At 60.2% G+C, this 18,808-nt stretch carries 19 protein-coding genes; 10 read left to right on the forward strand and 9 right to left on the reverse strand.

Annotation, left to right across the window (positions count from 1 at the left end):
• Positions 1-21 precede the first annotated feature (21 nt).
• The gene (gene cysQ, locus ASD31_RS12895; RefSeq protein WP_056334017.1) at positions 22-798 is read right to left on the reverse strand and encodes a 3'(2'),5'-bisphosphate nucleotidase CysQ; all 777 of its coding nucleotides are present in this window, start codon (positions 796-798) and stop codon (positions 22-24) included.
• Positions 799-1,335: 537 nt separating this feature from the next.
• On the opposite strand from cysQ, the gene ASD31_RS12900 reads away from it, so the two are divergent.
• The 10 genes from ASD31_RS12900 to ASD31_RS12945 all read left to right on the forward strand — a co-directional run bounded on the left by ASD31_RS12900 (position 1,336) and on the right by ASD31_RS12945 (position 9,363).
• Positions 1,336-2,238, forward strand: coding sequence for a branched-chain amino acid ABC transporter permease (locus ASD31_RS12900; RefSeq protein ID WP_056334690.1), 903 nt, complete (start codon positions 1,336-1,338; stop codon positions 2,236-2,238).
• Positions 2,239-2,243: 5 nt separating this feature from the next.
• Complete coding sequence (livM, locus tag ASD31_RS12905) at positions 2,244-3,635, forward strand: high-affinity branched-chain amino acid ABC transporter permease LivM (protein WP_056334692.1); 1,392 nt, start codon at positions 2,244-2,246, stop codon at positions 3,633-3,635.
• Entirely contained in the window at positions 3,635-4,519 is an 885-nt protein-coding gene (locus tag ASD31_RS12910; protein WP_056334020.1) for an ABC transporter ATP-binding protein, read from the forward strand. The genes livM and ASD31_RS12910 overlap by 1 nt, the downstream gene beginning before the upstream one ends.
• Positions 4,519-5,244: an ABC transporter ATP-binding protein gene (locus ASD31_RS12915; RefSeq protein ID WP_056334022.1), complete on the forward strand. Its 726-nt coding sequence runs from the start codon at positions 4,519-4,521 to the stop codon at positions 5,242-5,244. Before ASD31_RS12910 ends, ASD31_RS12915 begins: the two co-directional genes overlap by 1 nt.
• Positions 5,245-5,266: 22 nt before the next feature.
• Positions 5,267-5,611 (forward strand): DUF6867 family protein, encoded by a 345-nt coding sequence (locus ASD31_RS12920; RefSeq protein WP_056334025.1) that lies wholly within the window; start codon positions 5,267-5,269, stop codon positions 5,609-5,611.
• Positions 5,612-5,724: 113 nt separating this feature from the next.
• Positions 5,725-6,843, forward strand: coding sequence for a branched-chain amino acid ABC transporter substrate-binding protein (locus tag ASD31_RS12925; RefSeq protein WP_056334028.1), 1,119 nt, complete (start codon positions 5,725-5,727; stop codon positions 6,841-6,843).
• 226 nt (positions 6,844-7,069) lie between these two features.
• Positions 7,070-7,492 carry a lysozyme inhibitor LprI family protein gene (locus ASD31_RS12930; protein WP_413813817.1) on the forward strand — a complete coding sequence of 141 codons (423 nt, stop codon included), beginning with the start codon at positions 7,070-7,072 and terminating at the stop codon, positions 7,490-7,492.
• Position 7,493: 1 nt separating this feature from the next.
• Entirely contained in the window at positions 7,494-8,195 is a 702-nt protein-coding gene (locus tag ASD31_RS12935; RefSeq protein WP_244483843.1) for a Urease operon accessory protein, read from the forward strand.
• Between the two features lie 225 nt (positions 8,196-8,420).
• A complete protein-coding gene (locus ASD31_RS12940; protein WP_056334696.1) occupies positions 8,421-8,960 on the forward strand; it encodes a peroxiredoxin in 540 nt (179 codons plus the stop codon).
• Between the two features lie 106 nt (positions 8,961-9,066).
• Positions 9,067-9,363, forward strand: a complete 297-nt coding sequence (locus tag ASD31_RS12945) for a putative quinol monooxygenase (protein WP_056334034.1) — start codon at positions 9,067-9,069, stop codon at positions 9,361-9,363.
• 80 nt (positions 9,364-9,443) lie between these two features.
• On the opposite strand, the gene ASD31_RS12950 is transcribed toward ASD31_RS12945, so the two are convergent.
• From ASD31_RS12950 to ASD31_RS12985, 8 genes are all read right to left on the reverse strand, one after another.
• Positions 9,444-12,746, reverse strand: a complete 3,303-nt coding sequence (locus ASD31_RS12950; protein WP_056334037.1) for an efflux RND transporter permease subunit — start codon at positions 12,744-12,746, stop codon at positions 9,444-9,446.
• Between the two features lie 13 nt (positions 12,747-12,759).
• The gene (locus ASD31_RS12955; RefSeq protein WP_056334039.1) at positions 12,760-13,950 is read right to left on the reverse strand and encodes an efflux RND transporter periplasmic adaptor subunit; all 1,191 of its coding nucleotides are present in this window, start codon (positions 13,948-13,950) and stop codon (positions 12,760-12,762) included.
• Between the two features lie 345 nt (positions 13,951-14,295).
• Entirely contained in the window at positions 14,296-15,288 is a 993-nt protein-coding gene (locus ASD31_RS12960) for an ABC transporter substrate-binding protein (protein WP_056334044.1), read from the reverse strand.
• 81 nt (positions 15,289-15,369) lie between these two features.
• The gene (locus tag ASD31_RS12965; protein WP_056334047.1) at positions 15,370-16,242 is read right to left on the reverse strand and encodes an ABC transporter permease; all 873 of its coding nucleotides are present in this window, start codon (positions 16,240-16,242) and stop codon (positions 15,370-15,372) included.
• Positions 16,239-17,123 (reverse strand): ABC transporter permease, encoded by an 885-nt coding sequence (locus ASD31_RS12970; protein ID WP_056334050.1) that lies wholly within the window; start codon positions 17,121-17,123, stop codon positions 16,239-16,241. The genes ASD31_RS12965 and ASD31_RS12970 overlap by 4 nt, the downstream gene beginning before the upstream one ends.
• Positions 17,124-17,125: 2 nt before the next feature.
• Positions 17,126-17,461 (reverse strand): hypothetical protein, encoded by a 336-nt coding sequence (locus tag ASD31_RS12975; RefSeq protein WP_056334700.1) that lies wholly within the window; start codon positions 17,459-17,461, stop codon positions 17,126-17,128.
• Positions 17,458-17,925 carry a GNAT family N-acetyltransferase gene (locus ASD31_RS12980; protein ID WP_056334053.1) on the reverse strand — a complete coding sequence of 156 codons (468 nt, stop codon included), beginning with the start codon at positions 17,923-17,925 and terminating at the stop codon, positions 17,458-17,460. The genes ASD31_RS12975 and ASD31_RS12980 overlap by 4 nt, the downstream gene beginning before the upstream one ends.
• A complete protein-coding gene (locus ASD31_RS12985; protein WP_056334056.1) occupies positions 17,915-18,706 on the reverse strand; it encodes an ABC transporter ATP-binding protein in 792 nt (263 codons plus the stop codon). Before ASD31_RS12985 ends, ASD31_RS12980 begins: the two co-directional genes overlap by 11 nt.
• Positions 18,707-18,808 lie beyond the last annotated feature (102 nt).

Here is an 18,808-nt window from a genome sequence, read left to right on the forward strand (position 1 = left end):
CGCCGCGTCGTCCGTGCGATCCTAATTCTTGCCGCGCGAGACGAAGTGCGGATTGGCGAAGTCGATGTCGAAAATCTGATTGCGCTTGCCATAGGTGAGGGGATTGCCGTCCATTGTCACCGTCTCGCCTCCCGCGGCCCGTAGAACGGCGTCACCGGCGGCGGTGTCCCATTCCATCGTCCGGCTGAGGCGCGGATAGATATCGGCAAGCCCTTCGGCGAGCAGGCAGAATTTCAGCGACGAGCCGACCGCTTCATAGTCGGTGATGCCGTGTTCGGCGAGATAGGCGATGGTTTCGAGGCTGTTGTGGGAACGGCTCGCAAGAGCCACCAGCCGATCGCCGCGGCTGCGGCAGCCGATCACCGTCTCCGGGCCGATGTCGCGCTGGCCGGAAATCACGGATTTCTTCGCCTTGCTGCGGGTTGCCGCGTAGAGAATGCCGAGTGCCGGCGCATAGACCACGCCGGCAACGGGTTCGCCTTTTTCGATGAGGGCGATATTGACCGTGAAATCATGGTTGCGGCCGACGAATTCCTTCGTGCCGTCGAGCGGATCGACCAGGAAGAAGCGCTGCCCGCTGATGTCGGGCACGTGGCCGGCTGAAACGGCTTCCTCGGCGACAATCGGAATTTCGGGAAAGGCTGAGGTCAGTCGGTCGAGGATGATCTTTTCGGCATTCTCGTCGGCATCGGTGACCGGCGAACAGTCCGGCTTATAGCTGACTTCCGGCCCGGCATGATAGATGTCGAGGATGGCCTTCCCCGCAGCCACCGCCGCCTCTTCCAGAATGTCGAGCATGCTGCTCCCCGTGCCTCTCTGCCGTATTCGGCCATGCGTTCACTCCGACCGGACAGGAGAGTACCTCCGTCTGGCCAGGGACGCTACATCCGCATTCCCCGGCGGTCTTTTCAAGATCGATTCGTCAAATTATCGGCACTGTGCTGCATTTGGCACTGGGTTTTTTGTCGCATTCGAGCCGCGCTTGGCCACGGGCGCGGCTTCGGGGCTGCAAAGACCGGCCGGCGATCCTTTTCAAGCCTGCGCCACGCATTCAGGAGCCAAGCGGCGGTTGCTACCCGCCTTTTTCATTTCCCGATACAACGGTCGGTTTCAGCTGAAAAGAAGCGAAAAACATCCAGGACGCTCGCTGTTTTCCGCATTTTCAATCCTGACGCGCCGGTTTTAACCGCAAAACGAAAGAATTTGCCCATACCGTAATTTTAGGCTTCACTTTTCCTTCGAAAGCGGTATGGAATCCGCATCATTAGAGGGATGTCCAAAAAGGGCACAAAAACAAGAGATATGGCCAAAGTGGACCATATCCGGGGGATGTATATGGAATATTTCGTCCAGCAGCTCGTTAACGGGCTGACGCTTGGATCGATCTACGGTCTGATAGCCATTGGCTATACCATGGTCTACGGCATCATCGGCATGATCAACTTCGCCCATGGCGATATCTTCATGCTCGGCGGATTTGCTGCTCTCATCACCTTCCTCATCCTAACCAGCGTGTTCGTCGGCCTTCCGGTCGTCATTCTGCTGGTGATCATGATGATCGTAGCGATGCTGGTGGCCTCGCTGTGGAACTGGACGATCGAGAAGATGGCCTACCGGCCGCTGCGCGGTTCGTTCCGCCTGGCCCCGCTGATCACCGCTATCGGCATGTCGATCGCCCTGTCCAACTTCATCCAGGTGACGCAGGGACCGCGCAACAAGCCAATTCCCCCGATGGTCTCGTCGGTCTACAATGTCTTCGGCATCTCGATCTCGCTGAAGCAGATCATCATCATGGTGCTCACGATCATTCTGCTGACGACCTTCTGGTATATCGTCAACAAGACCTCGCTCGGCAGAGCCCAGCGCGCCACCGAACAGGATCGCAAGATGGCGGCGCTGCTCGGCATCGATGTCGACCGGACGGTTTCCGTGACCTTCATCATGGGCGCCTCGCTCGCCGCCGTCGCCGGCACCATGTACCTGATGTATTATGGCGTGACCGTCTTCACCGATGGCTTCATTCCGGGCGTCAAGGCCTTTACGGCCGCGGTCCTGGGCGGCATCGGCTCGCTTCCCGGCGCTGTCCTCGGCGGCCTTCTCATCGGCCTCATCGAGAGCCTGTGGTCTGCCTATTTCAGCATCGACTACAAGGACGTCGCGACGTTCTCCATCCTCGCCATCGTCCTGATCTTCAAGCCGTCCGGCATCCTCGGGCGACCGGAAGTCGAGAAGGTTTGATCCATATGTCCAATATTTCGAACACTCATGAGAGCGCCGGCAGGAACCTGACGGCGCGGGCTCTGCGCGAGGGCTTTTTCGCCGCTCTGGTCGCGCTCGGCCTCTTCGTCCTCTTCGTCGGTCTCGAGACCACGCAGAATATCCGTAACGAGCTGGTGCTGAACCAGCGCTGGGGCCTTCTTGCTGTCTTCGTGATCGTCGCCGCCGTCGGCCGCTTCCTGTCGGTCGCCTATATTCGCCCCTGGATGGCTGCCCGCAAGGCTGCGGCCACGTCGAAGGCTCCGGCCGAGGCGGAAGAAAGCTTCTTCAAGCGTAATTTCAGCAAAATCGCCATCGCGGCGCTGCTCGTCTACCCGCCGCTGATGGTCATGCTCTTCGGCGTGCAGGGTTCGCTGAAATGGGTCGATAATTTCGGCATCCAGATCCTCATCTATGTAATGCTGGCCTGGGGCCTGAACATCGTGGTCGGCCTCGCCGGCCTGCTCGATCTCGGCTATGTCGCCTTCTACGCGGTCGGCGCCTATTCCTACGCGCTGCTCTCGCAACAGTTCGGCCTGTCTTTTTGGGTTCTCCTGCCGCTTTCCGGCATCCTCGCTGCGTTCTGGGGGATCATCCTCGGTTTCCCGGTGCTGCGCCTGAAGGGCGACTATCTCGCCATCGTGACGCTCGCCTTCGGTGAGATCATCCGTCTCGTCCTCATCAACTGGACGGAGGTGACGCGCGGCACCTTCGGCGTCTCCGGTATTCCGAAGGCGTCCGTCTTCGGCATCTGGTCCTTCGATGTCGGCGCGGCCAACTATTTCCCCAAGGTCTTCGGCTTGGCGATGTCGTCTGCCTATTACAAGATCTTTCTCTTCTATCTCATCCTGGCGCTGGCGCTGCTCACCGCCTATGTGACGATCCGCCTGCGCCGCATGCCGATCGGTCGCGCCTGGGAAGCGCTGCGCGAGGACGAGATCGCCTGCCGCTCGCTCGGTATCAACACGGTAACGACCAAGCTGACGGCCTTTGCCACCGGTGCCATGTTCGGCGGTTTCGCCGGCTCCTTCTTCGCGGTACGGCAGGGCTTCGTCTCGCCGGAGAGCTTCGTCTTCCTGGAATCGGCGATCATCCTCGCCATCGTCGTTCTTGGCGGCATGGGCTCGCTCGTCGGCATCGCCATTGCCGCCGTGGTCATGATCGGTGGCACGGAACTCCTGCGCGAGATGCAGTTCCTCAAGCAGATTTTTGGCCCCGAGTTCACGCCGGAACTCTACCGCATGCTGATATTCGGCCTGGCGATGGTTATCGTCATGGTCTGGAAGCCGCGCGGTTTCGTTGGGAGCCGTGAACCGACGGCCTTCCTAAAGGAGCGCAAGGCGGTCTCCGGCACCTTCACCACGGAAGGGCACGGTTGATGACGCCCGGGACGAACACGATGACAAATGATCCAATTCTGAAAGTCGAGCATCTCTCGATGCGCTTCGGCGGCCTGATGGCTATCAACGACTTCTCCTTCGAAGCGCAGCGCGGCGATATCACCGCCCTTATCGGTCCGAACGGCGCGGGCAAGACCACGGTGTTCAACTGCGTAACGGGCTTCTACAAGCCGACCATGGGCATGATCACCATGCGCCAGAAGGAGGGCAAGAGCTTCCTTCTCGAGCGGATGGCCGATTTCGAGATCACCCGCGATGCGAAGGTGGCACGTACCTTCCAGAATATTCGCCTGTTTTCGGGCCTCACCGTTCTGGAAAACCTGCTGGTTGCCCAGCACAATATGCTGATGAAGGCTTCCGGCTACACCTTCCTCGGTCTGCTCGGCTTTCCCGCCTATAAAAAAGCCTCGGGCGAATCCGTCGAGATCGCGAAATACTGGCTGGAAAAGGCGCACCTCATCGAGCGCGCCGACGACCCGGCGGGCGACCTGCCTTACGGCGCGCAACGACGTCTCGAAATCGCCCGTGCCATGTGCACCGGGCCAGAATTCCTCTGCCTCGACGAGCCGGCGGCCGGCCTCAACCCGCGCGAATCGCTCGCGCTCAATGAACTCCTGCGCTCCATCCGCAAGGATAGCGGCACGTCGATCCTGCTCATCGAGCACGACATGTCGGTCGTCATGGAAATCTCCGACCACGTTGTGGTGCTCGAATACGGGCAGAAGATTTCCGACGGAACGCCGGACTATGTAAAGAACGATCCGAAGGTTATCGCGGCCTATCTCGGCGTCGAAGATGATGAGGTCGAAGAGGTGATCGAGGAAATCGAAGAGATCGAAGAGACGCAGGGAGGTAAGCACTGATGAGTGATACGCTTCTCAGCGTTAAGGGCGTGGAAACCTATTACGGCAACATCCGCGCGCTTTCCGGCGTCGATGTCGAGGTAAAGAAGGGCGAGATCGTCAGCCTCATCGGCGCGAATGGCGCCGGTAAATCGACCCTGATGATGACGATCTGCGGCAGTCCGCAGGCCCGCGCCGGCACCGTCACCTTCGACGGCGAAGATATTACGCGCCTGCCGATGCACATGATCGCGCGTCGCCGTATCGCCCAGTCGCCGGAAGGACGCCGCATTTTTCCGCGCATGACGGTTTACGAAAATCTGCAGATGGGCGCGAGCCTCGACAATCTGAAGTATTTCAACGAGGACGTGGAGAAGATCTACACGCTCTTCCCGCGCCTCAAGGAGCGCCAGACCCAGCGCGGCGGCACGCTTTCGGGCGGCGAACAGCAGATGCTATCCATTGGCCGCGCGCTGATGGCCCGCCCGAAACTCCTGCTTCTCGACGAACCGTCGCTCGGACTTGCGCCATTGATCGTCAAGGGCATCTTTGATGCCATCAAGGTTTTGAACCGGGAGCAGGGGCTTACCGTGTTCCTCGTCGAGCAGAATGCCTTCGCTGCTCTCAAGCTCTCCGACCGTGCCTATGTGATGGTCAATGGCCAGGTAACGATGAGCGGTTCGGGCAGGGAGCTTCTGGCCAATCCGGAAGTGCGTGCGGCCTATCTGGAAGGCGGGCGCCACTAGAGCGTTCTGGGGAGTCAAGAATATGCAGGGAATTCTCTACGAAGAGCCGTCGGTCTGGCAGTTCCTCTTCATCACCGTCGTCATGGGGGGCTGGACTGCCTGGCGCACGGGCAAGAGCGTTGCGGAGAACTGGCAGAATTACGGGACGCTTGTCGTCTACGTGCTGTTGCTGGGCGCGGCCATCCGTTTCATCCATCATGCGCTCTTTGGCGGCACGCTGCTGACGGTTCAGTACTATGCCGTGGACACGCTGGCGCTTTTGTTGTTTGCTACGCTCGGCTTCCGCTACTACCGTACAAGGCAGATGACCAACAACTACTACTGGCTCTATGAAAAGGTCTCGCCTTTTTCCTGGAAGTCCAAATAAGCAGAGGGAACACCGCGGCCAGGTCCGGCCGTGGCAAAACGATATCGGCGCAATGAATGCGGGTGTTGCGACCGGTTAAAAACCAACCCGCTCTTAAATCTGGGAGTTACAATATGAAGAAGTCTCTCATGTCGGCTGTCGCTTTGGCTGCAATGGTCGCTTTCAGCGGCAGCGCCTGGGCCGATATCCTGATTGGCGTCGGTGGCCCGATCACCGGCCCGAACGCCGCATTCGGCGCGCAGATCCAGAAGGGTGTCGAGCAGGCTGCAGCGGACATCAATGCTGCCGGCGGCATCAATGGCGAGCAGGTCAAGGTCGTGCTCGGCGATGACGTATCCGATCCGAAGCAGGGCGTTTCGGTCGCCAACAAGTTCGTTGCTGACGGCGTGAAGTTCGTGGTCGGCCACTTCAACTCGGGCGTCTCCATCCCGACTTCGGAAATCTATGCCGAAAACGGCATCCTGCAGGTTTCGCCGGCTTCCACCAACCCGACCTACACGGAACGCGGCCTGTGGAACACCTTCCGTACCTGCGGCCGTGACGACCAGCAGGGCGCCGTGGCCGGTGCCTTCATTGCTGCCAACTTCAAGGATGCCAAGGTTGCCGTCATTCACGACAAGACCCCGTATGGCCAGGGCCTTGCCGACGAAACCAAGAAGGCAATGAACGAAGCCGGTATCACCGAGGCGGTCTATGAAGGCGTCAACATCGGCGACAAGGACTTCTCCGCTCTCATCGCCAAGATGAAGGAAGCCGGCGTTTCCGTCGTCTACTGGGGTGGTCTGCACACCGAGTTCGGCCTGATGGAACGCCAGGCTGCCGACCAGGGCCTGAAGGCAACCTTCATGTCGGGCGACGGTATCGTTTCCAACGAACTGGCTTCGATCGCCGGCGACGCCGTCGATGGTACGCTGATGACGTTTGCTCCGGATCCGCGCAAGAACGAAGCCGCAAAGGAACTGGTCGAGAAGTTCCGTGCTGCCGGCTTCGAACCGGAAGCCTACACGCTCTACTCCTACGCTGCCCTCCAGGTCATCGCTCAGGCTGCCAAGGCTGCCGGCGGCAACGATCCGCAGGCCGTCGCAGAAGCTCTCAAGGCGAAGGGCCCGTTCCAGACGGCCATCGGCGAACTCGGCTTCGATGAAAAGGGCGACATCACCCGCCCGGACTACGTCATGTACACCTGGAAGAAGGGTGACGACGGCAAGTACACCTACGCCGAGAACGAATAATCCTTTGCCCGCACGGGCATGGTAAAAACAGGAAGGCCTGGCGAAACGCCGGGCCTTTTTCGTTCTGCGTTGTGCCGTCAAGGCTATCGAGGAGGCATTGATCGGCGCGCTCGAAAGGGTCATCATCCACGAGGCAAGGCCGGCGCCTGTCCGGGAGGATGTATGTCGGCCGTCTCGCCGTATAGGATAGGCGTGAACGGCATTTACGAAAGACAGGATAATCATGATCAGGACGATTGTTTTCTCAAATGTCATCCTCGCTGCCATGGCGCTGCCCGCTTTGGCGCAGGAGGAGCCGGTGGTTGATTGCGCCAATGCCACGACCCAGTCCGATCTCAACATCTGTGCCTATCGGGATTACCAGGCGGCTGATGGAGCCCTGAACGCGGCCTATCGCAAAGCCCTGGCCGCAGCGCAGGAAACCGACAGGCAGATCGGGGAATATGACGAGAAAGCCGTTGGCGCCGTCGATGCATTGAAGAAGGCACAGCGCGCCTGGATCCCCTATCGCGACGGTCAATGCGCGCTTGCCGGTTTTGCCGCGCGCGGTGGATCGATGGAGCCGATGCTGGTCTCGGGCTGCCTTGCCGAACTGACCGCAAAACGGACCGAGGAACTGAAGGCCACAGTCGAGAACCTTGGGAACTGACATGGATCGGTTGAAGATGGACCACTGGAAGGTGAGCCGGCCGACGGTGGGCCGAACGATCATGATCGTCGGAAACGGGTCGGTGGCTGCAGGCGCCGCCGCGATCATCGATGCCGCCGATCTTGTGATCCGGTTCAACGATTGCCGTTCCCGTGGCGCTGGGGGGAGCAGGACCGATATCGTCGCGGTCTGCAATACCGGACGTCCGGCTCTGTCGATGTTGGGCGGCGGCAACTGGAAGAACAGCGCTGCGGTGCGCCAGGCAAGCGCCATCTGGTGCGTTCGGTCAGCGGCGAAGTTCGAGAGCTTGCGATCGCAATTGGCACATAGCCATCCCGATCTCGATGATCTCTGCGACGACTATAGTTCGGGCTTCCGGGCTTTCGCGAAGGCGACCGGCCGGGCTTTCCATGCCGTTCCAGCTTCCATCCATGACCATGTGGACACTGGGTTGAGGGCGCATGATCCAGACCCCTATGTGGTGCCCAGCAGCGGTCTTATCATCATCGCGGAGGTTCTGGCTCACTGGCGGCAACCGGAGGACCGTATCGTCCTTGCCGGCTTCGGCCATGCCGGCTGGGAATGGCATCCTTTCGACGCCGAGCGCCGTTATGTGGATGCGCTGGTGGTGCAGCGCCAGTTGTCGCGCCTAGACCGGAGCGGAGACCAGATCGGCTCGAATGTCGCTGTAAAAGCCGTGTGAACCGGGTGCCGGGTCCGCTTCGCCCCATGATGGTCCTGGCGACCTTGTTCAAGCTCATTGGCTGACGGGCCGGCTTGCAGCGGCTGCATATCTGCCATGCATCGCGCCTTTTTCCGGTCGTTCTTGCTGCATTGCGGCAGGATTTATTGTAGGAAGCAGGTCACGCTGGGTGCCTTGGCTTTCCCACTGACCGCCCGCGATTTACATTCCAGGAGACCGATCATGATCATTGGCAGAAAAGTGCCGTCCGTCATCTTCCGCACGCGCGTTCGCGACGAGGCTATCGAAGGTACCAATCCGTTCCGTTGGCAGGATGTGTCTTCCGAGGACTATTTTGCCGGCAAGCGTGCCGTACTGTTTTCGCTTCCCGGAGCCTTCACGCCCACGTGCTCGACCTTCCAACTGCCCGATTTCGAGAAGCTCGCAGACGACTTCAAGGCCGAAGGCATCGACACGATCTACTGCATCTCGGTCAATGATGCCTTCGTGATGAATGCCTGGGGGAAATCGCAGAATCTCGACAAGGTCAAGCTCATTCCGGACGGTTCCGGCGAGTTCACCCGCAAGATGGGCATGCTCGTCTCGAAGGACAATCTCGGATTCGGCATGCGCTCGTGGCGCTATGCGGCGATCGTCAACAATGGCGTCGTCGAGCAGTGGTTCGAAGAGGAAGGCTATTGCGACAACGCCGACAGCGATCCCTATGGCGTGTCTTCGCCGCAGAATATCCTTGGCGCCCTGCGCTCGGAGAAGATGGCGGCCTGATCCTAAGACATGCCCTGATTAATCAAGCCCGGCGCCGGTCGTTTCGATCTGGCGTCGGGTTTTTTTATCGCTAGATTGCCGTGTCCCAGAAAAGACCGGAGGTTCAATGATCCACGTTATCGCCCATACGCAAGCCCAGCCGGGCAAGGGGAGGGATATCGTCTCCCTCAGCAAGACCCTGATTGCCGAGACCCGCAAGGAACAGGGCTGCATCAGCTACGACCTCTACCAGAAGCCCGGCGCGCCGGACACGCTGGTCTTCGTCGAGACATGGGAAAGCCGCGAGGCGCTGGAGGCGCATTTCCACACGCCGCATATCCGCAATTTCAGTGCGGCGACCTCCGGGCTGAAAGCAGAAAGCCGGGTCGAGATCGTCCATCCCGAGCGGATCGAGATTCTCTGACATCCGCTATGAGCGGAAGGATCGGTAATGAAAAAGCCGGCGCATCGAGGATGCGCCGGCTTTTTCGCAATTGCGCGGACCTATTCCGCAGCCAGTGCCGGATGGCTTATCACGTTCGAGCCGCGTCTTGGCCCTTCCAGTCGCTCCAGCCTTTGTTGCAGTTCGCCGATCGTCCTGTTCTGCTCGGTAACGATATCGGTCAGCGCTGCGTTCTCCAGGATTTCCTGCTCCTCATCCTTGCCGCCGACCAGATGGCCGAACAACCAGCCGAGCAGCCGGGACAGGTCGTCCATGATCAGGAAGAAGGAGGGCACCACGACCAGCGAGATCACCGTCGAGACGATGATGCCGCCGATCACGGCGATCGCCATCGGCGCGCGGAACGAGCCGCCTTCGCCGACGCCGAGCGCCGAGGGCAACATGCCCGCCGACATGGCGATCGAGGTCATGATGATCGGCCGGGCACGCTTGCGGCCGGCTTCGACCATGGCATGTGTTCGCTCCATTCCCTGTTGCATCATCTCGATGGCGAAATCGACGAGCAGGATGGCGTTCTTCGTGACGATGCCCATCAACATCAGGATGCCGATCAGCACCGGCATCGACATGGCGTTCTGGGTCAGGATCAGCCCGGCCGCCACACCGCCGATGGCGAGCGGCAGGGAGAACAGGATGGTGAAGGGCTGGATGACGTTCTTGAACAGAAGAATGAGCACCACCAGCACCAGCATCAGGCCGAGCAGCATGGCATTGCCGAAACCCTGCTCCATTTCCGCCTGGATCTCGGCATCGCCGCTTTCAAGGAACTGCACGGTCGGCGGCAGCTTGGTTTCCTTGGCGATCTGCTTGAAGCGATCCGTGGCGGAATTAAGTGCCACCCCGGTGGGCAGATCGGCACCCATGGTGACCACACGGTAGCGGTCATAGCGCTTGATCGAGCTTGGCCCTTCCGAATAGTTGATATCGGCGACCGTGGAGATCGGAACCAGCGCACCGGCAGCGGTCTGGACCTTGAGGTTGCGGATCGCGGCAAGATCGGTGCGGAAATCCGTATCGATCTGGACGCGGATCGGAATCTGCCGGTCGTCGAGGGAGATTTTCGTCAGCGCCGCATCTATGTCGCCAATCGTTGCGACGCGCACGACGTCGGCGATCTGGGCGGTGGTGATGCCCAGCCGCGACATCTGGTCGGCGCGCGGGCGAATCTGCAACTCGGGCCGCGGCAAGGCGCCGTCCGGGCTGATGTTGGCGAGCAGCGGCTCGTCGCGCAGATTGGCCTCCAGCAATGCCACCGCCGCATTCAGATCCTTGTCGTTTCCAGACAGCAGATTGAAGGACAGATCCCGCTCGCCGCGGTCGTTCAGCTTGAGAATGCGCACATCCGGGATGGAGCGAACGGCGGCATAGACCTGTTTTTCGATCTCGGCCTGCGGAATGATGCGACCGGCCGGCGGCAATTTCGGCATATAGGAGCCGATGAGGGGCATGCCGCCGAGAACATCGTTCACCACCTTGTTGAGAAGCGAATGATCGAGCTTGCCCAGCATGACAGTGATGGTGGCACGGCGCAGTTCGAGGTCCCCTTTCGGGGAAGCGCCGCCGAGCACGAATATGCCCTCGACGCCATCGAGATCCTTGATCTTGTCGTAGATCTGCGCCGTCGTTGTGTCGGTGTCCTCCAGCATGGCATTGGGCGGCAATTCGACCGAGAGCACGATGCGGGATGCATCTTCCGGCGGCAGGAAGCTGCCGGGAACCGTCATCAGCAACATGACCGAGCCGATGACGAAGGCGATGGCGGCCACGAGCGTGGCATAACGCATATACCAGCGCCTCGTCGTCGTCGTCACCAGCCAGGTATAGCCACGCATCAGCCGGCCGTCGCTGTCGTCGTGGTGGCCGTCTCCGTCGCCGGATTTCATCAGATAGGCGGCCATTACCGGTGTGATCAGCCGCGCGACCAGCAACGAGAAGAACACCGACACGGCAACCGTCAGGCCGAACTGGATGAAATACTGGCCCGGAATGCCGGGCATGAAGGAAACCGGGACGAAGACCGCGATGATGGTGAAGGTGGTTGCGATGACGGCGAGACCGATTTCGTCCGCTGCCTCGATGGCCGCCTTGTAGGGCGATTTGCCCATCTTGATATGGCGGGCGATATTCTCGATCTCGACGATCGCGTCGTCGACGAGAATGCCGGTCGCCAGCGTCAGGGCAAGGAAGCTGACGAGATTGAGCGAGAATCCGAGTAGGTCCATCACCCAGAATGTGGGAATGGCCGAAAGCGGCAAGGCCATGGCCGAGATCAAGGTAGCGCGCCAGTTGCGCAGGAAGAGCAGAACCACGGCCACCGCCAAAAGGGCGCCTTCGAGCAGCGTGTGCAAGGCCGCTTCGTAATTGCCATAGGTGTAATAGACCGAATCGTTGACCAGTTCGATCGACACGTCCGGATATTTCGTATGCAGGTCCGCGAGCGTCTTTTCCACGGTTTCGGCAACCGTGACCTCACTTGCGCCCTTGGAACGGAAGACCGCGAAGGTGACGACGGGATCGCCGTTGTAACGCGAGAAGGATTTCGGCTCCTCATAGGTATCCGTGACGCTGCCGAGCTCGGAGAGGCGGACGAAGCGGCCGTTCGGCAGGGCGATCATCGTATTGGCAAGGCCGGAGACCGAGCGCGTATCGCCCAGCGTGCGGATCGCCTGTTCGCTACCTCCCACCTGGCCGCGGCCCGAGCCGAGATCGGTGTTCATCTTGCGCAACTGGCCGTTCACGTCGGAGGCGGTGATCCCGTAGGAATTCAGCCGGGATTCGTTCAGTTCGACGCGGACTTCGCGGTCCGATCCGCCGTAACGGTCGATCCGGCCGATGCCGGTCTGGCCCTGGAGGGCGCGCTTAATCGTATCATCGACGAACCAGGAGATTTCCTCCAGGGTCATGCCGGGTGAAGAGACAGCGAAGGTCTGGATTGCCTGGCCCTCGACATCGACCTTGGAGACGATCGGCTCCTCGACGGAGGCCGGCAGGTCGCTGCGAATGCGGTCGATGGCATCCTTGACGTCTTGCACCGCCTGGTTGGTCGGCACGTCCATCTTGAACATGACAGCGGTGCTCGAAAGCCCGTCGCTGATGGTCGAGGTGATGTGATCGACACCGGAAATTCCGGCGACCGCATCCTCGATTTCCTTGGTCACCTGCGTCTCGAGTTCGGCCGGCGCCGCGCCGCTCTGGCTGACGCTGACGGAGACGATCGGCACGTCGATGTTCGGAAAGCGGGTGATCGGCAGCGTGTTGAACGACTGGTAACCGAGATACATCAGCAAGACGAAGGCGAGGATGGGCGCAATCGGGTTGCGGATTGCCCAGGCTGAGAAATTCATATCCGTGTTCCCGTCAATTGGTCGCCGTGGAGGCGGATGTCACCGGATTGATCTTGTCGCCATCACGCACATAGGCGCCTGCCTTGGCCACCACGGTGTCACCCGGCTTCAGGCCCGTGGTGATTTCGATGAATTCGCCGTCCTGGATGCCGGTGGTCACCTTGGCCATATGGACGACGCCGTCTTCGACCTTGCGCACGATCGTCTCGTCATTGGCGGTCGTCACTGCCGTCAGCGGCAGGACGATGGCCTGCTTTTCCTCGATGATGATCTGGGCATCCGCATACATGCCCACCCGTGCCTTGTCCGGCTCGTCAAGCGCGATATAGACGGTTCCGAGACGCGTCTGCGCATCGACCCGCGGTGAAATCAGACGGACCTTTCCGGCAAGCTCGTTCCTGGCCCCCGCCAGCGTCACCAGGACCTTTTCACCCAAGGCCAGCCGGACGAGATCAGTTTCTGGAATATCCGCCTGCATTTCGATCGCGCCATCGCGGATGAGGGTGAACAGCGGTTCGCCGGCGCCGCTGGCGATCGCGCCGATCTTTGCGGTCCTTGCCGAAACGAGGCCGCTTACCGGGGTCTTGACCTCGGTGCGGGCGAGACGCAGATCGACATCGGCTATCTGCGCTTCGACGACCTGGATATCGGCCTCGGCCACGGCGATCATCTGTTCGGCAGAGTTGACGCGCGCACGCGCTGCAGTAGCGGCCGCCTCTTCGCGATCAGCCTGTGCTGTGGACATGGAGCCCGCTTCCGAAAGCTTCTTGGAACGCTCGCTTACCCGCGCTGCCTCTTCGGCATTGGCATTGGCTTCGGCCAGTTGCGCCTGATATTGCGCCAGTGCGGCATTCGCCTTGGCAAGGCTTGCGGCATACTGGCTCTTTTGCAGGAGGAGCATGTCCTCGTTCAATGTCGCCAGCACGGCTCCCGCCTCGACGCGGTCGCCGATATCGGCATTCAGCGAGCGAATGGAAAGTCCATCGACCAGCGGCGAAACATAGATTTCCTCAACGGCCTTGATGGTTCCGGTGGCAACGACCCTGTCGGTAATCGACTGGTTTTCGACCTTGGTAACGACGATGGAGGGCAGGGCCTGCTCGGGTTTCGGCGCCTGTGCCTCTTCCGCGAAACTGGCGTTCGGCAGGAAAAACAGCAAGATAGCGGCAGAAATGCAAAAGGCGGGCGTCTTGGGGAGGGCCATCGGCTCACTTTCCTGGAATTGCGGATGTCAGATTTCCGACGCCGCGCGATTCCAGCAAGGAATTGCCGTCGTCAATTGAAGAATTGGAAGGAAACTGCCGTCTCGGTCACAATGAACGGAAAATTCCTCCGCATCCTCCTCAAAAATGCTTCGGCTCTATTTAGTTAGGCCTTGTGGACGATGCAAGGTCCCAGTCGAAGAAAGAATGGTGCCTCATTATTTTATTTGTTGCATTGATGCAAGGCAGAGTTCTTTCACGAAAAATTGTAGCCGTCGCCGGTGTCCTCAAATAGGCAACGCGCGGAAGTGATCCGCGCGTTGTGGTAGCAAAACTCGATATCGAGGTTATTTCAGGGCAGCATCGGTGATCTCATGGGTGAAGGCGCCGACAGGTTCCTTGGTGATGACCGGATCGGAGCCGCCCTTCAGCAGGGACGAGACGGTGCGCTTGTAATCTGCCTCATCCAGTGCCCCGTTCGAACCGGCGGTGAGCTTGGCGACTTCGCTCATCATGCGCTTCTGGTGCTCTTCCGTCTGGGCACCCGTCGCGTCATTCTCCAGAACGATGTCGGCCGCCTCGTCGGTATTGGTTTCGGCGTATTTCCAGCCCTTCATCGAGGCACGCACGAATTTCACCATCTTTTCCTTGAAGGCCGGGTCCTTGAGCTTGTCTTCAAGCACATAGAGCCCGTCTTCCAGCGTGGCGACGCCCTGGTCCTCGTATTTGAAGGTCACCAGGTCTTCCGGCTTGAGGCCGGCATCGATGACCTGCCAGTATTCGTTATAGGTCATGGTGGAGATGCAGGCGGCCTGCTTCTGGATCAGCGGATCCACGTTGAAGCCCTGCTTGAGCACGGTGACGCCGTCGGGGCCGCCGTCGGTCTTCAGGCCAAGCTGGCTCATCCATGAGAGGAAGGGATATTCATTGCCGAAGAACCAGACGCCGAGCGTCTTGCCCTTGAAATCGTCCGGCGAGGTGACGCCGGATTCCTTCAGGCAGGTGAGCATCATGCCCGACGATTTGAACGGCTGGGCGATATTGACCAGCGCCACGCCTTTTTCGCGGGTCGCCAGCGCCGAAGGCATCCAGTCGACGACGACATCGGCGCCGCCGCCGGCGATCACCTGCGGCGGAGCAATATCCGGGCCGCCCGGCTTGATCTCCACATCGAGGCCTTCCTCTTCGTAAAAGCCCTTGTCCTTGGCGACGTAATAGCCGGCGAACTGGGCCTGGGTAACCCATTTGAGCTGCAGGACCACCTTGTCGGCAGCGACGGCCTGGAATGCGGACAGCGAAAAGGCGCTTGCCAGCAGCAATGATGCAAGTTTCGTCTTCATGTCAGTTCCCTCTTTTTGTGCCCCTCCACCACGGAAGGGCAGGCTTTTTATGACGCCCGTCCATTGCGGACAGGTCGCTTCTCAGGCCGTTCGCGCGTTGCGCACGGACGGATGCCAGAACGTGACGGCGCGCTCGATGAGCGCAACCAGCCCGTAAAAGGCCGAGCCGGCCACCGCCGCGACAGCGATTTCGGCCCAGACCATATCGACATTCATGCGCCCCACCTCCGTGGAGATCCTGAACCCCATGCCGACGATGGGGGTTCCGAAAAATTCGGCCACGATCGCGCCGATCAAGGCGAGCGTGGAATTGATCTTGAGCGCGTTGAAGATGAAAGGCCATGCCGCGGGAAGCCTGAGCTTGACCAGGGTCTGGAACCAGCTGGCCGCATAGGTCCGCATCAGGTCCTTTTCCATGGAACTCGTCGCGGCGAGCCCGGAGACCGTATTCACCAGCATCGGGAAAAAGGTCATGATGACGACCACGGCCACTTTCGATTGCCAGTCGAAACCGAACCACATGACCATGATCGGCGCCACGCCGATGACCGGCAGGGCGGAGACGAAATTGCCGAGCGGCAGAAGCCCCTTTTGCAGGAAAGGGGAACGGTCGATGGCGAGCGCGGTGAGGAAGCCGAGCCCGCAGCCGAGCGCATAGCCGACGAGGACCGCCTTCAGGAATGTCTGGCGAAAATCCGCCCAGAGGGTCGGCACGGAATTGATGAGCCGCGTCCAAATCATCGAGGGCGGCGGCAGAAGCACGGAAGGAACGTTGAACGCGCGCACGATGCCTTCCCAGAGCACCAGGATTGTAATGCCGAAAAGCAGCGGTACGGCAAGCCGCGCTGCCCGCGCCATCGAGGAGCTCGTGAATGTGCGGCGCACGAGCCATTCGTTCGTGGCCCAGGCCAGCAGCCAGAAGGCGATCGCGCCGATGAGGAGAGCGGAATTCATGGCTTGACCCCCATGCGCTTGAGAACGGCCGTCTGGGCCAGGCCGACAATGACAACGAGCACCGCCGCCAGCGCCGCCGCCATGAACAGGGCCGACCAGATCTGCACCGTCTGGCCGTAATAGGAGCCGGCCAACAGCCGGGCGCCGAGGCCGGAGACGGCACCGGTTGGAAGCTCGCCGACGATGGCGCCGACCAGCGATATCGCGATGGCGACCTTCAGCGAGGTGAAGAGATAGGGCATGGAGGCCGGCCAGCGTAGTTTCCAGAAGGTCTGGGCGGGGCTGGCATAATAGGTGTGCATCAGGTCGAGCTGGATCTGCTCGGGGCTGCGCAGGCCCTTCACCATGCCGACGACGATGGGGAAGAAGCTGAGATAGGTCGAGATCAGCGCCTTCGGCAGGAGGCCGGAAATGCCGATGGCATTCAGCACGACGATGATCATGGGGGCAATCGCAAGGATCGGGATCGTCTGGCTGGCGATCACCCAGGGCATCAGCGAGCGATCCATGGCGCGATTGTGGACGATGCCGACGGCAAGCAGGATGCCGAGAAGGGCGCCGAGACCAAAGCCCAGCAACGTTGCGGAAAGCGTGATCCAGGCATGGTAGACCAGGCTTCGCTTCGAAGTGATCGGCTTGTTGAATGTCGTATCCCAGATCTCTGCCACCACCTGATGGGGTGCCGGCAGCACCGGCCGCTGCTGGAACATGGTTTTTGGGAGGATTTCGGAGAAGGTGATCTCCGTTCCCGCGCGGGCGGCGGTGTCACGTTCGAAGGGCGCATTGAGGAAGACCGCGGCCACATACCAGACGACGAGGAGGACAAGCAGGATCGTCCCCACCGGCAGGATCCTGTCCTTGAAAAAGCTCGGCTTTTCCATCTTCAGGCCTTTCCGCTCGAGGGCAGCAGCATCAGTGCCATGGAGACGACGCCGAGCGCCACGCCGGCCATCTGGGAAAGGGTCAGGCGCTCGCCGAAGATTGCAAAGGCGATGACATTGATCAGAAGAAGCTGCGCGACCGCCGAGGCGGAAATGGCCAGCCCCAGCCCGCCTTCGCGCATCAGCCGCACCATCATCAGATTGCCAACGCAATAGAGAGCGAGCGAGAAGACGAGGAGGAGGATATTATTGCTGGCAACATAATAGCGCGATGCGGTTGCCGCGCTGAGAAAGACCGCCATTGCCGCCACGAGCCAGAAGATGAAGGTGGCGTTCATGATGGCAACTCCGAAGAGCACGTCCATCGGAACAGGATATCCGGCAGACTTTCTTCGTTGTCACCGTCTGTTCTTCTCACCTCCGTGAACATTTCGCGCCTGTAGAACTGTTGCGCTCCCCTGTTTTCTACGAACGTCCAGAGGTCCAGCCGTTCAGGAAAGATTGCCTTTGCGGTGTCGATCAGTTTTTTTCCAAAACCTGCCCGGCGATAATCACGATCGGCATAAAGTGCTGTGATGCAAGCGTCATCGGAGAGCGCCAGGAAGGCGCATACCCTGCCGTCGAGATCGGCGACCTTGACTTGACGCTCCTGAAATACGACGTCGCGATAATAACGCTCGACATTCTCATGGTCGTGAACGCGTGGCATCCAGGACGTATCGTCAATCCAGCCGTTGAGAATTGCCGCACAGGCGGGCATATCGGAGATATGAGCGTCCCGGATGATGTCTCTACTCGTCATAGCTATGCCCCGCCCTCAGGCCCTCGCGCACGCGGCTGGCGATTTCAAGGAATTCGGGGCTTTCGCGGATGTCGAGCGGGCGCTCCTTCGGCAATGTCGATTCGATGATGTCTGTGACCCGCCCGGGGCGCGGGCTCATGACCACGATGCGGGTCGAGAGATAGACGGCCTCCGGGATCGAATGGGTGACGAAGCAGATGGTCTTGTTGGTCCGTTCCCACAATTTCAGCAGTTGTTCGTTCAGATGGTCGCGGACGATCTCGTCCAGCGCGCCGAAGGGTTCGTCCATCAACAGCAGGTCGGCATCGAAGGCGAGCGCGCGGGCGATCGAGGCGCGCTGCTGCATGCCGCCGGACAATTGCCATGGGAATTTCTTGCCGAAACCGGTGAGATTGACGAGGTCGAGCGTGCGCGCGATGCGTTCCTTCCGCTCGTCGCCGGAAATTCCCATGATCTCGAGCGGCAAGGCGATGTTCTTCTCGATCGTGCGCCAGGGATAGAGCGCGGCTGCCTGGAAGACATAGCCATAGGAGCGGTTCCTGCGCGCGTCTTCCGGCGTCGTGCCGTTGACGGTGATCGAGCCGGAGGTCGGCTTTTCCAGGTCGGCGATGACGCGCAGAAATGTCGTCTTGCCGCAGCCGGAAGGGCCGATGAAGGAGACGAAATCGCCCTTGCGAACATCGAGATCGACGCCGGTGAGCGCATTGACCGGGCCATCATTGGTCTCGAAGGTCAGGCCGAGATCGCGAGCCGAGACGACGGATGCTGGTGAGAGTGTCATTGTATCCGGTTCGCTCCGTCCTGAATGCCATTGCCTGGAAAATTGCTGTGACGTCATTCGGCTCTCTGTCTCCGATAGTCGTACTTCATATTTTTCGAATGA

The sequence above is a fragment of the Rhizobium sp. Root482 genome, from assembly GCF_001426565.1.
Classification (GTDB): domain Bacteria; phylum Pseudomonadota; class Alphaproteobacteria; order Rhizobiales; family Rhizobiaceae; genus Pararhizobium.

Excerpts from the sequence above, each read along its gene's own strand:
- ASD31_RS12970 (WP_056334050.1), bottom strand. The coding sequence starts at position 17,123 with ATGGAAAAGCCGAGCTTTTTCAAGGACAGGATCCTGCCGGTGGGGACG.
- ASD31_RS12935 (WP_244483843.1), top strand. The coding sequence starts at position 7,494 with ATGGATCGGTTGAAGATGGACCACTGGAAGGTGAGCCGGCCGACGGTG.
- ASD31_RS12945 (WP_056334034.1), top strand. The coding sequence starts at position 9,067 with ATGATCCACGTTATCGCCCATACGCAAGCCCAGCCGGGCAAGGGGAGG.
- ASD31_RS12965 (WP_056334047.1), bottom strand. The coding sequence starts at position 16,242 with ATGAATTCCGCTCTCCTCATCGGCGCGATCGCCTTCTGGCTGCTGGCC.
- ASD31_RS12980 (WP_056334053.1), bottom strand. The coding sequence starts at position 17,925 with ATGACGAGTAGAGACATCATCCGGGACGCTCATATCTCCGATATGCCC.
- cysQ (WP_056334017.1), bottom strand. The coding sequence starts at position 798 with ATGCTCGACATTCTGGAAGAGGCGGCGGTGGCTGCGGGGAAGGCCATC.
- ASD31_RS12900 (WP_056334690.1), top strand. The coding sequence starts at position 1,336 with ATGGAATATTTCGTCCAGCAGCTCGTTAACGGGCTGACGCTTGGATCG.
- ASD31_RS12915 (WP_056334022.1), top strand. The coding sequence starts at position 4,519 with ATGAGTGATACGCTTCTCAGCGTTAAGGGCGTGGAAACCTATTACGGC.
- ASD31_RS12910 (WP_056334020.1), top strand. The coding sequence starts at position 3,635 with ATGACGCCCGGGACGAACACGATGACAAATGATCCAATTCTGAAAGTC.
- ASD31_RS12925 (WP_056334028.1), top strand. The coding sequence starts at position 5,725 with ATGAAGAAGTCTCTCATGTCGGCTGTCGCTTTGGCTGCAATGGTCGCT.
- ASD31_RS12950 (WP_056334037.1), bottom strand. The coding sequence starts at position 12,746 with ATGAATTTCTCAGCCTGGGCAATCCGCAACCCGATTGCGCCCATCCTC.
- ASD31_RS12955 (WP_056334039.1), bottom strand. The coding sequence starts at position 13,950 with ATGGCCCTCCCCAAGACGCCCGCCTTTTGCATTTCTGCCGCTATCTTG.
- ASD31_RS12975 (WP_056334700.1), bottom strand. The coding sequence starts at position 17,461 with ATGAACGCCACCTTCATCTTCTGGCTCGTGGCGGCAATGGCGGTCTTT.
- ASD31_RS12960 (WP_056334044.1), bottom strand. The coding sequence starts at position 15,288 with ATGAAGACGAAACTTGCATCATTGCTGCTGGCAAGCGCCTTTTCGCTG.
- ASD31_RS12920 (WP_056334025.1), top strand. The coding sequence starts at position 5,267 with ATGCAGGGAATTCTCTACGAAGAGCCGTCGGTCTGGCAGTTCCTCTTC.
- livM (WP_056334692.1), top strand. The coding sequence starts at position 2,244 with ATGTCCAATATTTCGAACACTCATGAGAGCGCCGGCAGGAACCTGACG.
- ASD31_RS12985 (WP_056334056.1), bottom strand. The coding sequence starts at position 18,706 with ATGACACTCTCACCAGCATCCGTCGTCTCGGCTCGCGATCTCGGCCTG.